Origin of the sequence: Citrobacter sp. EC_71 (assembly GCF_019584005.1) — a bacterium.
GTDB lineage: Bacteria > Pseudomonadota > Gammaproteobacteria > Enterobacterales > Enterobacteriaceae > Citrobacter > Citrobacter werkmanii.
Window position 1 is genome coordinate 86,212 of record NZ_VDAY01000012.1, and the last position, 14,613, is coordinate 100,824.

Consider the following 14,613-nt stretch of genomic DNA (forward strand, 5'->3'; position numbering starts at 1 on the left):
CCGTTATAGTGCGTTTTTTCTTTTTCTTCCCCAACACCCCTCGGTTAGCCCGAACCATCCTGCCATTTTCATTCCTGGCACACCCCTTGCAGTATTCATCTGGTGTATCTGCAGCCACTACTGAATTCTGACTGGAGGGGATCTATGAAGCTGGTTACCGTGGTAATCAAACCGTTCAAACTGGAAGACGTCCGCGAAGCCTTGTCGTCTATTGGTATTCAGGGGCTGACCGTCACCGAAGTGAAGGGGTTTGGCCGACAGAAAGGTCATGCCGAGCTGTACCGTGGGGCTGAATATAGCGTCAATTTTTTGCCCAAGGTGAAGATTGATGTGGCGATTGCCGATGACCAACTGGATGAAGTGATCGATGTCATCAGCAAGGCGGCCTACACCGGAAAAATTGGCGACGGCAAAATCTTTGTCGCCGAGCTGCAACGCGTGATTCGTATTCGTACCGGCGAAACTGACGAAGCCGCACTGTAACGTCTGGCACACAGTGATAGGAAACCAAAAAATGAAGATAGCAACGATGAAAACAGGTATTGCTTCACTGGCGCTGTTGCCGGGACTGGCGATGGCGGCACCGGCGGTCGCGGACAAAGCGGATAACGCTTTTATGATGATCTGTACCGCGCTGGTGCTGTTTATGACCATTCCTGGCATTGCGCTGTTTTACGGCGGTTTGATTCGCGGTAAGAACGTGTTGTCGATGCTGACTCAGGTGACGGTGACATTTGCCCTGGTCTGTATTTTATGGGTGGTTTATGGCTACTCACTGGCCTTTGGCGAAGGGAATAATTTCTTCGGCAACTTCAACTGGGTATTGCTGAAGAACATCGCGTTGACGGCGGTCACGGGGAGCTTCTACCAGTACATTCACGTTGCTTTTCAGGGCTCTTTCGCCTGTATCACCGTTGGGCTTATCGTTGGGGCGCTGGCTGAGCGTATTCGCTTCTCGGCGGTACTGATTTTTGTGGTGGTGTGGTTAACGCTGTCTTACATCCCAATAGCCCATATGGTCTGGGGCGGCGGTTTGCTGGCTTCTCACGGTGCACTGGATTTTGCCGGCGGGACGGTTGTACATATCAACGCGGCGATTGCCGGTCTGGTGGGTGCTTATCTGATTGGCAAACGCGTTGGTTTTGGTAAAGAAGCCTTTAAACCGCATAACCTACCGATGGTCTTCACCGGCACCGCCATTCTCTACATTGGCTGGTTCGGCTTTAATGCCGGTTCTGCGGGCATGGCGAATGAAATCGCTGCACTGGCTTTCGTCAATACCGTGGTCGCCACCGCTGCCGCCATCCTCGGGTGGATCTTCGGGGAATGGGCGCTGCGCGGTAAACCGTCTCTGCTGGGGGCCTGTTCTGGGGCCGTTGCGGGTCTGGTTGGCGTAACGCCTGCCTGTGGCTATATCGGTGTCGGCGGGGCGTTGATTATTGGCGTGGTAGCCGGTCTGGCGGGCCTGTGGGGGGTGACGATGTTGAAGCGTTTTCTGCGCGTGGACGATCCGTGTGATGTGTTTGGTGTTCACGGCGTATGTGGCATTGTCGGCTGCATCCTGACCGGGGTTTTTGCCGCCAGCTCTCTGGGAGGCGTGGGGTTTGCTGAGGGCGTGACCATGGGGCATCAGTTACTGGTGCAACTGGAAAGCGTGGCGATTACCATCGTCTGGTCCGGCGTGGTGGCCTTCATTGGTTATAAGCTGGCGGATATGACGGTGGGTCTGCGCGTACCAGAAGAGCAGGAACGCGAAGGTCTGGATGTGAACAGTCACGGCGAGAACGCCTACAACGCCTGATTTCTCAATATGCCGGATGGCACTAATGTTTATCCGGCCTACAACGATGTAGTCTGTAGGCCGGATAAGGCATCAATTGCGATTACGCATTACCCCTTCCTGTACGGTAGAAGCGACCAGCACGCCATCCTGGGTATAAAATTCTCCGCGCACAAAGCCCCGTGCACCGGAGGCGGAAGTACTTTCGACGTTATACAGCAGCCATTCATTGATATTGAACGGACGATGGAACCACATTGAGTGGTCAATGGTGGCGATCTGAATCCCTTTTTCCAGGAAACCAATCCCGTACGGTTGCAACGCGACGGGCAGGAAGTTCAGGTCAGAGGCATAACCCAGCAGATACTGATGGACGCGCAGATCGTCTTGCAGCTGACCGTTGGCGCGGATCCATACCTGACGGGTCGGAGGAGCGACGTGACCTTTTAAGGGGTTATGAAACTCTACCGGACGTACTTCCAATGGGCGATCGTTGATAAATTTTTCTTTCAACAGCGGCGGTAGCAAATGCGCCACTGAGCGGGCAATTTCCGTTTCTGACTTCAACTCATCGGGACCCGGCGCATCCGGCATGGTTTTCTGATGTTCAAATCCGTCTTCCGGTGCCTGAAAAGAGGCTGTCATATAAAAAATGGGTTTACCGTTTTGGATTGCGGCAACGCGGCGTGCGCTGAAGCTGTTACCATCACGCAGGACTTCTACATCATAAATGATGGGTTTTTGGCTATCGCCGGGGCGTAAAAAGTAGCTGTGAAAGGAGTGCACCAGACGTTCTTCCGGGACGGTTTCTTTCGCGGCATATAGCGCCTGACCGACAACCTGTCCGCCAAAAACCTGACGTAATCCTAAGTCTTCACTTTGGCCGCGAAAGAGTCCTTCTTCTATTTTTTCCAGATTTAACAATGTCAGCAAATTTTTCAGTGCCAGACTCATACGTGCTCTCCAGGTGATATCGATGTCGCGCGAGGTAGGCAGAGTATAACGCAATTTTGAAAGTGGTCCGATGGGTGCAATTGTCTGAATTACGGGCCTATTACAGGCAAAAACAGCTGTCTTGTGCCACACTTAATCACGTTATGTTTTTGTTAACCACTCTTCTGGCGAGGAAAGTTCTCGCTGGTGCATAGATGATAAGGAGAATTTAATGAAACTCGTGCACATGGTAAGTGGTTTAGCGGTTGCAGTCTCTCTGGCAGCCTGCGCCGATAAAAGTGCAGATATTCAGACACCTGCGCCAAGCCCTAATACGTCAATTTCTGACACACAGTCTAAAATTCAACAGCCCAATGTCTCTGGTACGGTATGGATCCGCCAGAAAGTGGCTCTGCCACCGGATGCGGTGCTGACCGTCACGCTGTCGGATGCGTCGCTGGCCGATGCGCCGTCAAAAGTGCTGTCGCAAAAAGCGGTGCGTACTGAAGGTAAGCAAGCGCCATTCAGCTTCGTATTACCGTTTAACCCGGCAGATATTCAGCCCAACGCGCGTATTCTGCTGAGTGCCGCAATTACGGTGAATGGCAAACTGGTCTTTATTACCGATACCGTTCAGACGGTTATCAATCAGGGCGGGACGAAAGCCGACCTGACTTTGGTTCCCGTGCAGCAGACCGCAGTCCCGCTTAATGCTGGCGGCGGCGCAACCACCACGGTGCCTTCGACCTCACCAACCCAGGTGACCCCGTCTTCTGCCGTTCCTGCTCCCACGCAGTATTAAGGCAGTCGTAACCCTCTCCATGAGGAGAGGGTTAGTACACCCAGCGATAGCGCTGTAAATCGATTTGCCCGCTGCCGGAAACGACAATGCCTTCTGCCAGCAACGCCTGACGTTGTCGTTGCAGATCGGGGCCCGTCAGTGAAATAGCACCGTGGCGATTGACGACCCGATGCCAGGGCAGGGAACTACCTTCGGGGAGACGCTTAAGCACGCCGCCTACCTGGCGCGCAGCGCGCGGCGATCCGGCAAGTCTGGCGACATCGCCATAGGTGGTGACGAATCCTTCGGGGATTGACGCGACAATTTGCCAGACGCGTTGGGGGAAAGTGTCTTGTATATCCATCATTTATTCCTGCGCTAATCCTTCAGCATAATCCTGAATGGCGAGTGAGTGAAGCCGCATTGCGCAAGAAAACAGCATCCGATGCTGGATGGGTTGCATTTACAGGGTGCAGCAGTGATAATGCGCCTGCGCGTTGGTTAACAACGCTCTCAATGGGGGCTCTGTTGGTTCTCCCGCAACACTACTCTGTTTACCAGGTCAGGTCCGGAAGGAAGCAGCCAAGGCAGATGACGTGTGTGCCGGGATGTAGCTGGCAGGGCCCCCACCCAATTCTGCCGTCCGGCAATTTCTTCGTATTGCTCCCGCCTGGTGTGATGCCAGGGCAAAATTAAATTATTTTGCGCATTTTCCCGCTGCTGGCCTGCAAACGCAGGTTATCCCAAATGGGTTGCAACACCCTGAAGGCGGCGCGTGCTGTATCATCCGGCAATGTGAAGGGCATGCGCAAAAAACGATCGAATGCGCCATCGAGGCCGAAGCGCGTACCGGTTCCTAACTGAATCCCCGCGCTTTCGGCGCGTGCAGCAAAGAGCGTCGCCAGCGTATCGGGCAGTTCGACCCAGAAAGAGAGTCCTCCTTGTGGTTGGGTAAACTGCCATTCCGGGAAATGTGTATACATCAGACTGGAACACAGATCGCGCTGCGATGTCAGCAACCGTCTTCTGTCAGGCAGAAAGCGCTCAGCGTTATCCAACAACCAACGGGTGGCGAGTTGTTCAAGTACCGGAGAGCCCAAATCGAAGGTGTCGCGGGTTTGTACCAGGGCGGCAATTGTTCGTGACGAAGTCCGAATCCAACCCAAACGTAATCCTCCCCAAAAGCTTTTCCCTGCCGAACCCAGTAAAATGATTGGGGCATCGCGATTGAACGCGGCAAGCGGCGGTGGTGGCGGGGCGTCGTACCACAGGTTCACCATCGTCTCATCGACTACCAACGTGGTACGCGTTCTTTCGGCAATATCTGCGATAACCTGGCGGGTTGCGGCGTCCATGCAGCGCCCGGTCGGGTTATGAAAGTCTGGCATCAGGTAGGCCATTCTGGGCGCCGTTTGCGCGATGGTGGCGACCAGACCGGCCGTATCCCAACCCTGCTCGGGTAGCGACACGCCAACAGGCCGACAAGATGCGCCCTGAATAGCGGCAATCGCCAGCGGATACGTGGGGTGATCAACGACGACGCGATCGCCAGGACCTGTCAGCAAACGCAGGATCAGCGCCAGACCGCTGACCGCGCCATTCACCACCATTATTTCATCGGGCTGCGTGGGGAGTCCGCGCTCGCAATAATGCCAGGCGATGGATTCACGTAAAGCTGCCAGCCCCTGCGGCAGATACCCGGAACTCAGCAGATGCTGCGGCATCGCGAACAACGCTTGCTGATAAGCCTGATGAATTTCGGGACCGGCACTGAGCGCTGCCGTGGACAAATCAAGCGCAGTGCCAGCGCTGGTTCGCGTTGGCACGTGGCGAATGTGTTCCGGCAGAATAACCCGTGAACCGCTCCCATGACGGCTCTCCAGATAGCCTTCCTCACGCAGTTGCGCCATAGCACTGGCAACGGTGGTTCGGCTCACTTCCAGAACGGCAGCGAGTTCACGCTCGCCAGGCAAGCGGCTATCCAGCGCCAGACGACCATCGAGAATCAATAGACGTAGCGCTTCTGCCAACTGTCGCCAGAGGGGCGTTCGCGAAGGGCTTTCCTGCCAGTGGCCGAGCAGGCGCTGCAAAGACTGACTTCCATAACGGCGAGATGACATAGCAGTCCACTTTTTGAAAACTGGACATTAATCATAGTGCCAATTACGGGGAAGATGAAAGCTATCTGAGAGTGAGAGGGAAAAAGCATGCTGCGTCGTTTACTTCAGCTGTATATCGGTCTGGCGCTGTACGGTGTGTCGACAGCCATGTTTGTTCGTGCCGATTTAGGGGCCGATCCGTGGAACGTATTTCACCTGGGCGTGGCCAATTTACTGTCGATGAATATCGGCGTGGTGATTATTGTCGTAGGCGTGTTGGTGCTGCTGGCGTGGATACCGCTACGCCAGCGTCCCGGATTTGGCACCCTGAGCAATGTCATTATGATTGGGCTGGCTGCAGATGCCGCGCTGGTGGTGATCCCGGGATTTGAATCCCTGCTGGCGCGCAGCGGCCTGCTGGTGACGGCGGTGATACTGAATGCATTAGCCACCAGTTTATACATTGGCGCTGGTTTTGGCGCGGGCCCACGGGACGGTCTGATGACCGGTATTCACGCACGTACCGGATGGCCAGTACGACGCATTCGCACCGCTATTGAAGTGTCCGTGTTGCTTATCGGTTGGCTGTTGGGGGGAACCGTGGGGGTTGGCACGGTATTGTATGCGCTGGCTATTGGGCCGTTAATTCAGATTTGCCTGCCGTGGTTTCGCCACCAGCCACAGTCGCGCATTCGTGTCAGGAGTGAGTCTGGGGCACGATCGTCCGCTGGCGACTAAACTTAACCTCGACTGACGCGGTCAGAATCGGCTTGCCGCGCAGTAAACTTCGGAGGTTTTTCTCATGAAGTATGTTGATGGTTTTGTGGTTGCCGTACCCGCTGAAAATAAGGAGGCGTACATTGCGATGGCGGCAAAAGCAGCTCCGCTTTTCAAGGAGTTCGGCGCATTACGCGTGGTGGAGTGCTGGGCTGATGATGTCCCCGACGGCAAATTGACCGATTTTCGCATGGCAGTGAAAGCGCAGGATCATGAAGAGGTGGTATTCAGCTGGATTGAATACCCATCCAAAGAGGTCCGCGATGCGGCGAATCAGAAGATGATGTCCGATCCCCGTATGAAGGAATTCGGTGAATCTATGCCATTTGATGGCAAGCGAATGATCTACGGTGGATTTGCGCCCATTATGGACGAGTGATGTGACTGGCTGTGCGGCGTGCCGCCAGCCATCTCAACATCAACAGCCCTGTTAAAGCCGTTTTTCAGCCCACAGAATAAATTCCGCTTTTGGCAGTGCCTTACTGTAAAGCCAGCCCTGACCATACTGCACGCCATGTTGTCGTAGCCAGGCTTCCTGATTTTCAGTTTCGATACCTTCTGCCACCATTTCCAGCTTCAGCGTTTTGGCAATCTCAATGATATGCGGCGTCACGTTGTTGTACTCCAGGGCATCAACAAAGGATTTATCTATCTTCAGGATGTCCACATCCAGATCCTGTAAATAGCTCAGGCTGGAATAGCCGGTCCCAAAGTCATCGATGTATATCGAGTGTCCCGCCTGACGATATTTAGCAATAAACGGCGCGCTGTTTTTCGGATCGGCAAACTCGCGTTCGGTCAGTTCCAGCGCGATTTGCGCTGGCTTAAGCTGCCAGTGTTTTACCTTCTGGCCTAACAGAGCGGGAAGCGTTTCAGAAGCCAGATCGGCTGACTCAAGGTTAATGGAGATATGCTGATCCGGATGTTGACGCAGCCATTTTCCTAAATCGTCAAACACGCTTTCAATTATCAAACGCGTGAGGGGTTTTGTCAGTCCGGTCTCCTGCGCCATCGCGACAAAAATTTCGGGCGACAAATAGCTCCCATCGGCCTGCTGCCAACGGGCCAGCGCTTCTGCCCCGACCACTTTTCCCGTTGTGAGTGAGATAATCGGCTGGTAATGGACCTTGATATCCCGATTCTGGATGGCATCCTGCAACTGGTGATGGGGGGACTGTAAGCGGCGCAAAATGCGCAGAATAAAGGCGGCGGTAAGCAGGCCGATGATAATCCCTGCCGGGACCCAGATCAGGGCCTGTCGGTGCCAGGTTTTCTGTAATGGTAGGGTAGATGCCCAGGTGACGATCGTGATGCCCAGTTCGGGGAAGGGGCGAGCATTAAAAATACTGCTACCTTTCTGAAAATGAGTGATCGAATGTTCTTGTTTCACGTGTTGCAAAACGTCTGATGGCAGCGCGGCGCTACTGGCAACCACCACGTTGCGCGCGGTGCCAATGATTGTGACTTCTATCGGCCATGAGCCAAACGGGATGACGTCAATAAAGGAGCCCGGATCGACCATTACAACATAATGCTCGCTACCTAAAGCTGCCATAAAACGCTTGATGCCCAAATCATTTTGCGTAGTAAGCCATGCGCGATATCCATCCGGCGTGACTTTCATTGCCGGTGGAAATGCGGCAGCCTGGCTGCTTTTTTCCAGAGAAGAACATTGTGGAACATTATCTTTGAGATACAGCACTTCCTGAATATAGCGATAGCTATATGACAAGCGACGCATTTCCAGCAGATGCTCGTCACTACAAGGCACCCCCTGAAAGGATTCTATGTGGCGTAATGCTTTCCTGGCCTGCTCGCCGACGCGTTCCGTGCGCAATGCGGCTCGTGTTGAGAACATATCGAGTTCATCGATAAATTTTGTTTCGACCTGACGATGTGCCAGCCACAAGCTTAAACCTACGGGCGCGAGAATAGAAAGAAACAGCACCCCGGTTACCAGGCTTATCAGATGTCGTGTTGTCACAATGATATCCTTATTAACACAGCGTAAGGAAAGTATATCTGAAAGCCGAAAAAGCTATTCGATTGGCATCATATATTTAGGGCCACTTATCATCCCGTTTGTTTGTCCGTAGCGTAAATCAGGTTGTGATTTAAACAAGAGTGGTGTATTTTAATGGTTATGTTATAACGTAACAATTGAGGTTGCCATGAAACCGGATATCCATCCTTTTTATCGTACCGTGGTGTTTCACGATACCAGTGCCAATGAATATTTTAAGGTCGGTTCGACCATCAAAACCGAACGTGAGATTGAGTTCGAGGGGAAAACGTACCCGTATGTGACCCTCGATATCTCCTCTAAGTCACATCCATACTACACCGGAAAACAAAAGACCTTTGATAACGAAGGTAGCGCAGCGCGCTTCCAGAAACGTTTTGGTCATTTTATTGGTGCTAAGCGAGGTTAAAATGCAGGTACTCAATTCGCTTCGCAGCGCAAAACAGCGGCACCCTGACTGCCAGATAGTGAAACGCAAAGGGCGCTTGTATGTTATCTGTAAAACGAATCCGCGATTTAAAGCGGTACAGGGTCGTAAAAAAAGACGTTAGTTTCATTGCCAGCATTCAGGGATTAAAGTGCGTTTCCTTTACAGGGACGCACTTTTTTATGGTAACGGCGAAATTACTGGCTGGCCTGCGGGCGGGTGAGCGTAAACACATCGTAGAACGAGAGTTCGCCTTTACGTGAAATCATCTTTTGCAACTGTGCTTTATGTTCGCTATCAACTGAAGGGGAGTGCAAAATAGAGTCGATCAGTGAGGATGGAACAAAACGCGTGTTGTACCATTCACCGTTATAGCAAACTCTGAAATCCAGGACGTCGATGTCTTCATAGCGATAGCGCGGCGCCACGTCGAAAAAGAAAAAGCCGTTAAGTATGACAAACAGTACTACCAGCAGCCATACCGAATCGACCAGCGTTTCTGACTGTAGCATTACCGCCAGCGTAGCAAACCACGCCACATACATACCGATAAACAGCCCCGGATGTTTGCGAATAAAGCTGATGCTAAAGCGCGGTTTGTTGTCGCGCTTCTCGCGAATATTTAAGTCGTCGATTGTTTCGGTAAGCAGGCGCTGTATTTCTGTCATCTCTTGCCTTCGTGATATCTGCAAAATTCAGGAGGGATCGCCCTATTTTAAAAGGGGACACCTTCTGAAGAAAGTAACAGATTAACCACAATTTAGCATAACAGTTACATTTAAGATCACAGTGTTTTGATGATCCTCGCGGGATTACCGCCGACTACGCTGTTTGCCGGAACGCTTTTCGTCACCACCGCGCCAGATGCTACAACGACATTATCTCCGAGCGTTACGCCTGGATTTATTACTGCACGTCCGCCTATCCAGACGTTGTTGCCAATAGTGACGGGTTTTCCCAGCTCCAGACCGCTGTTGCGTTCGGTCGCATCAAGCGGATGCGTGGCTGTGTAGATATGGACGCCGGGTGCCAGCATGCAGTTATCGCCAATATGGATTGGACAGACATCAAGCATGACGCAGTCGAAGTTGGCGTAAAATTCTTTACCGAGGTAGATGTTATAACCGTAATCACAGCGGAAAGAGGGTTCAATATACGCGCCCTCGCTTTGACCCAACAGATCATGCAGGATGGCCTGACGCTCACTTTTTGCGTCTGGCGCAGTGAGATTGTAGCGATGGGTCAACTGACGAGCGCGTAGTCGGTCGTCGCGCAACGTTTCATCTGCCGGGCGATAGAGTTCACCGGCGATCATTTTCTGCTTTTCTTTACTCATTACGAATTCCCTGTGTACTGATGAACATTTCAGCACAGTAAAACGCAATGCAAATAAGGGGAACGTTCCCGTTACTTCACTGTGATCGTTGTCACGTGATTTGAATTAAATAATCATTGTAAGTGCGAAAATGGTCAGTCAGACAAATGTACCGCTATACCTGACTTAACCTTGAGAACAATTAGCGAATGAATTTCCAAACGGAAGTTGGAATCTTGTCGTAGAGCTTATTCATGGTCAATTCAGCAAGGCGGTGATCCGCTGCTGAGTAAAATACAGCCAGTTCGTTGTCGGACAATTCATATTTATTTTTTTCAATAACGCGCTCAAGCGTGTCAATTGTCTGGCAGCGTCGCAGCCGCATCAAATAATCTGTTTTAGTTAATGGTTTATCAGACATAACTCTTACCTATGATTGTAATAATTTTTAACAAGACAAACTAACAGGATTAGCCCTGGTGGCATTGACAAAACAGCGAAACAGTCGATTACCTGATTTCCGCCATTTCTGCAGATCCTGCGTATTAATACCATAACTGCTGAACAACATAAAAGTGTCATCCAGGTATTCATCTATCTGCGCAATCAGCTTATTGTCCTCATTGTACTTAATTTTATAATTAAGTGCGAAGGTTGCAATATGCTCTATCAGTTCATTGAGCTGTAAGCTGGTTGCAGAGGTAGGGTCGTTAACCCAGCCATGGTGACTTTGTTCAAGGTTTGCAAGACAGTCATGATACAGAGTTTCGCAGAGAAATTTAAGCTGCGCGATATCATGTCTTTTGGGTGAGTATTCATCCATAACGCATCCCCTTCTTCGTGGCTTAAACTAACCGAACACCTTCGGGATGGATACAACAAACTACCTGGAACTTGCCCGCGACTCCTGATGATTTAACTATAATCTACTCTAAAAAAGATTTCATCGTCATATCACGAAAAATTACAATTATGCAAAATTATGATGTAGCGTCATTTTTACATTTTAACAGATAAATGCAGTTATTCGAAATCGGACAAATTCTTTATTCTTCGGGCAATCATCGGGTTATCTTGATTAGCTATAGCAACAACAGGCAACAACCGACAAGATCGACCGATAGCTAGGAATAATCTTAATATTTATTAACGTAAATAAGAACTCTCAACACTTTTTAAGAATAGCCTTTAAGGCTACAGGGATTATATCGCTTATTTAAGCTGGAGCAAATAAACAGAATCGCAATAAGTGGATTTTATGATTTTTCCAGAAAAAAGGCCGCTTGCGCGGCCTTATCTTTAGAGAGGTATCAATGATGATCGACTGAGTGGCTATGCTCAATATCTTCATTTTTGCGGCTAAAGCGGCGGCGTACCACCACAAAGAACACCGGAACAAAGAAGATAGCCAACACGGTTGCCGTCACCATCCCGCCCATTACGCCAGTACCAACGGCGTTCTGCGCGCCGGAACCTGCGCCGGAACTGATTACCAGCGGCATTACGCCCAGAATAAAAGCCAGTGACGTCATGAGGATCGGACGTAAACGCATGCGGACCGCGTCCAGCGTTGCCTCAATCAGTCCTTTGCCCTCTTTATCCATCAAGTCCTTGGCGAATTCGACGATAAGTATCGCGTTCTTCGCCGACAACCCAATGGTTGTGAGCAGGCCTACCTGGAAGTAAACGTCGTTAGTCAGGCCACGGAACGTTGCCGCCAGCAATGCGCCTATAACCCCCAACGGTACCACTAGCATTACGGAGAACGGAATAGACCAGCTCTCGTACAATGCCGCCAGGCACAGGAAGACGACGATCAGTGAAATGGCATACAGAGCAGGGGCCTGGTTGCCAGACAGTCGTTCCTGATAGGACATACCTGTCCAGTCATAACCGATACCGGATGGCAGTTTGCTGGCCAGTTGCTCCATCATTGCCATCGCTTCACCGGTACTTTTACCCGGTGCGGCCTGGCCTAAGATCTCCATGGAAGGCAGACCGTTATAGCGTTCCAGACGCGGTGAACCATATTCCCAACGTGAGGTAGAGAAGGCGGAGAATGGGACCATCTGTCCATCGCTGCCGCGGACGTACCAGTTGCCAATATCTTCCGGTAACATACGGTATTTCGCTTCAGACATGACGTAAACTTTCTTCACACGACCACGGTCGATGAAGTCATTCACGTAGCTTCCGCCCCATGCTGCACCCAGCGTTGTATTAATATCACTAATGGAAACACCCAGAGCCTGCGCTTTTTCCTGATCGATATCGATCTTGAACTGCGGCGTATCTTCCAGACCGTTAGGACGTACGCCGACTAACAGATCAGGATGTTTCGCAACTTCACCAAACAGCTGGTTACGTGCCTGGGTCAGTTTTTCATGGCCCAAACCTGCCTGGTCAATCAACTGGAAGTCAAAACCGGTGGCGGTACCTAACTCCACAATGGCTGGCAGGTTAAAGGCAAAGACCATTGCATCTTTAATCTGCGAGAATGCGCCCATCGCACGCTCGGTAATCGCCTCAACTTTATTCTCTTTACCTGGGCGTTCACTCCAGTCTTTCAGCGAGACGAACGCGATACCGGTGTTCTGACCACGACCCGCAAAACCGAAGCCGTTAACGGCGAATACCGATTCAACGTTCGCTTTTTCTTTCGTCAGATAGTAATCCGTCATTTCGTCCAGCACCTTCTGGGTACGCTCTTGCGTTGCACCCGCTGGCAGCTGAGCCATGGACAGGAATACCCCCTGGTCTTCATCTGGCAGGAACGAACTTGGCAGACGAACGAACAGATAGGCCATGCCCACGACGATGATCAGATACAGCGCCAGATAACGACCGGTACTGCGCAGAATACCGCCCACGCTGTCGGTGTAATGGTGCGTGCTCTTATCGAACATGCGGTTAAACCAGCCGAAGAAGCCTTTTTTACCTTCTCCGTGATCGCCTTTAGCAATCGGTTTGAGCATGGTCGCACACAGAGCAGGGGTCAGAATCAATGCCACCAGTACTGACAACGCCATCGCGGAAACAATGGTGATGGAGAACTGACGGTAAATTGCACCGGTAGATCCCCCGAAGAATGCCATCGGGATAAATACCGCTGACAGCACCATCGCGATACCCACCAGCGCGCCCTGAATCTGGCCCATTGATTTACGTGTCGCTTCCTTCGGCGGTAGTCCTTCTTCCGCCATAACACGTTCAACGTTCTCGACCACCACGATGGCGTCATCCACCAACAGGCCGATGGCGAGCACCATCCCGAACATCGTCAGGGTGTTTATCGAGAAGCCGAAAATCGCAAGGACGGCAAAAGTACCCAACAGCACCACCGGTACGGCGATAGTCGGAATCAACGTCGCGCGGAAGTTCTGCAGGAACAGATACATGACCAGGAATACGAGGATGATTGCTTCCGCCAGCGTTTTCACCACTTCGTGAATAGAGATTTTCACGAACGGTGTGGTGTCATATGGGTAAACGATCTTCAGACCTGACGGGAAGAACGGTTCCATCTTCTTCAGTTCGTCGCGGATAGCATTTGCCGTGTCCAGGGCGTTAGCGCCTGTCGCCAGCTTGATACCCAGACCGGATGCCGGTTTACCGTTGAACTTCGCAATGATGTCGTAGTTCTCGCCGCCCAGCTCTACTTTCGCCACGTCACGCAAACGAACCTGGGAACCATCCTGATTTACTTTCAGCAGAATTTTGCTGAACTCATCGGCGGAGGTCAGACGGGTCTGCGCGATGATCGACGCGTTAAGCTGCTGGCCTTTCACCGGCGGCGTACCACCTAACTGACCGGCTGCAACCTGGGCGTTTTGCGCTTTGATTGCGTTGATGACATCAACCGGTGTCAGCTGGAAATTGTTCAGTTTGTTCGGATCCATCCAGATACGCATTGCGTACTGCGAACCGAACAGCTGAACGTCGCCCACGCCTGAAGTACGGCTAATGGCATCCTTCATGTTGGCGCCAACGTAGTCGGAAATATCCTCCTGCGTCATGGTGCCATTGGTGTTGATAACACCGACGACCATCAGGAAGCTGCTGGATGACTTCTCAACGCTAACCCCTTGCTGCTGTACTTCCTGCGGCAGTAACGGCATAGCCAGCTGCAGTTTGTTCTGCACCTGTACCTGCGCAATGTCCGCATCAGTACCAGACTGGAAGGTTAGGGTGATCTGCACGGTACCCGTGGAGTCACTGTTTGAGGACATGTACATCAGGTTATCGATACCGTTCATATTCTGTTCGATAACCTGCGTAACAGTATCCTGTACTGTTTTGGCATCAGCGCCAGGGTAGGTCGCGGAGATCGTCACTGCTGGCGGTGCAATAGTCGGATATTGCGCTACCGGCAATTTGAGGATCGCGAGCCCCCCTGCCAACATGATGATAATGGCGATCACCCACGCAAATATTGGGCGATCGATAAAGAAATTAGGCATGTCTTAACGGCTCCTGTT

Annotated in this window: 15 protein-coding genes, 1 other RNA gene and 1 pseudogene; 8 read left to right on the forward strand and 9 right to left on the reverse strand. The window is 51.5% G+C overall.

The window, feature by feature from the left end:
• Positions 1-144 precede the first annotated feature (144 nt).
• Positions 145-483, forward strand: coding sequence for a P-II family nitrogen regulator (glnK, locus tag FHD02_RS14555; RefSeq protein ID WP_006685697.1), 339 nt, complete (start codon positions 145-147; stop codon positions 481-483).
• Between the two features lie 31 nt (positions 484-514).
• Positions 515-1,801, forward strand: a complete 1,287-nt coding sequence (gene amtB, locus FHD02_RS14560; protein WP_042310082.1) for an ammonium transporter AmtB — start codon at positions 515-517, stop codon at positions 1,799-1,801.
• A 72-nt stretch (positions 1,802-1,873) separates the two neighbouring features.
• Here the strand turns inward: amtB and tesB are convergent, their stop codons facing one another.
• On the reverse strand, positions 1,874-2,734 hold the full coding sequence (gene tesB, locus FHD02_RS14565; RefSeq protein ID WP_042310080.1) for an acyl-CoA thioesterase II: 861 nt from the start codon (positions 2,732-2,734) through the stop codon (positions 1,874-1,876).
• Between the two features lie 211 nt (positions 2,735-2,945).
• Between tesB and FHD02_RS14570 the strand changes: the two genes are divergently transcribed.
• Entirely contained in the window at positions 2,946-3,515 is a 570-nt protein-coding gene (locus FHD02_RS14570) for a YbaY family lipoprotein (RefSeq protein WP_042310078.1), read from the forward strand.
• A gap of 31 nt (positions 3,516-3,546) precedes the next feature.
• Here FHD02_RS14570 and FHD02_RS14575 read toward each other — a convergent pair.
• Positions 3,547-3,936 (reverse strand): annotated as a pseudogene (locus tag FHD02_RS14575) (MGMT family protein).
• Positions 3,937-4,020: 84 nt separating this feature from the next.
• Here FHD02_RS14575 and ffs point away from each other — a divergent pair.
• An RNA gene (gene ffs / locus FHD02_RS14580) (signal recognition particle sRNA small type) lies at positions 4,021-4,117 on the forward strand.
• Positions 4,118-4,186: 69 nt separating this feature from the next.
• Here ffs and FHD02_RS14585 read toward each other — a convergent pair.
• Positions 4,187-5,614, reverse strand: a complete 1,428-nt coding sequence (locus FHD02_RS14585; protein ID WP_137370921.1) for a PLP-dependent aminotransferase family protein — start codon at positions 5,612-5,614, stop codon at positions 4,187-4,189.
• An 87-nt stretch (positions 5,615-5,701) separates the two neighbouring features.
• Here FHD02_RS14585 and FHD02_RS14590 point away from each other — a divergent pair, with 87 nt between their 5' ends.
• Together FHD02_RS14590 and FHD02_RS14595 are read left to right on the forward strand one after the other, a co-directional pair.
• Positions 5,702-6,331 carry a YitT family protein gene (locus FHD02_RS14590; protein WP_137360420.1) on the forward strand — a complete coding sequence of 210 codons (630 nt, stop codon included), beginning with the start codon at positions 5,702-5,704 and terminating at the stop codon, positions 6,329-6,331.
• A gap of 64 nt (positions 6,332-6,395) precedes the next feature.
• A complete protein-coding gene (locus FHD02_RS14595; protein ID WP_042310059.1) occupies positions 6,396-6,749 on the forward strand; it encodes a DUF1428 domain-containing protein in 354 nt (117 codons plus the stop codon).
• Between the two features lie 51 nt (positions 6,750-6,800).
• On the opposite strand, the gene FHD02_RS14600 is transcribed toward FHD02_RS14595, so the two are convergent.
• Positions 6,801-8,354: an EAL domain-containing protein gene (locus FHD02_RS14600; protein ID WP_137360421.1), complete on the reverse strand. Its 1,554-nt coding sequence runs from the start codon at positions 8,352-8,354 to the stop codon at positions 6,801-6,803.
• 187 nt (positions 8,355-8,541) lie between these two features.
• Here FHD02_RS14600 and FHD02_RS14605 point away from each other — a divergent pair, with 187 nt between their 5' ends.
• The gene (locus FHD02_RS14605; RefSeq protein ID WP_038638331.1) at positions 8,542-8,802 is read left to right on the forward strand and encodes a type B 50S ribosomal protein L31; all 261 of its coding nucleotides are present in this window, start codon (positions 8,542-8,544) and stop codon (positions 8,800-8,802) included.
• A gap of 1 nt (position 8,803) precedes the next feature.
• Positions 8,804-8,944, forward strand: a complete 141-nt coding sequence (ykgO, locus tag FHD02_RS14610) for a type B 50S ribosomal protein L36 (RefSeq protein ID WP_005125190.1) — start codon at positions 8,804-8,806, stop codon at positions 8,942-8,944.
• A gap of 73 nt (positions 8,945-9,017) precedes the next feature.
• Here the strand turns inward: ykgO and FHD02_RS14615 are convergent, their stop codons facing one another.
• The 5 genes from FHD02_RS14615 to acrB all read right to left on the reverse strand — a co-directional run bounded on the left by FHD02_RS14615 (position 9,018) and on the right by acrB (position 14,595).
• Positions 9,018-9,488 (reverse strand): YlaC family protein, encoded by a 471-nt coding sequence (locus FHD02_RS14615; protein WP_042310054.1) that lies wholly within the window; start codon positions 9,486-9,488, stop codon positions 9,018-9,020.
• A gap of 116 nt (positions 9,489-9,604) precedes the next feature.
• Positions 9,605-10,156 (reverse strand): maltose O-acetyltransferase, encoded by a 552-nt coding sequence (maa, locus tag FHD02_RS14620; RefSeq protein ID WP_042310052.1) that lies wholly within the window; start codon positions 10,154-10,156, stop codon positions 9,605-9,607.
• Between the two features lie 181 nt (positions 10,157-10,337).
• Positions 10,338-10,556: an HHA domain-containing protein gene (locus FHD02_RS14625; RefSeq protein ID WP_002892050.1), complete on the reverse strand. Its 219-nt coding sequence runs from the start codon at positions 10,554-10,556 to the stop codon at positions 10,338-10,340.
• 27 nt (positions 10,557-10,583) lie between these two features.
• Entirely contained in the window at positions 10,584-10,958 is a 375-nt protein-coding gene (gene tomB / locus FHD02_RS14630; protein WP_220394021.1) for an Hha toxicity modulator TomB, read from the reverse strand.
• A gap of 487 nt (positions 10,959-11,445) precedes the next feature.
• Positions 11,446-14,595, reverse strand: coding sequence for an efflux RND transporter permease AcrB (gene acrB / locus FHD02_RS14635; protein ID WP_038638345.1), 3,150 nt, complete (start codon positions 14,593-14,595; stop codon positions 11,446-11,448).
• Between the last annotated feature and the right edge of the window lie 18 nt (positions 14,596-14,613).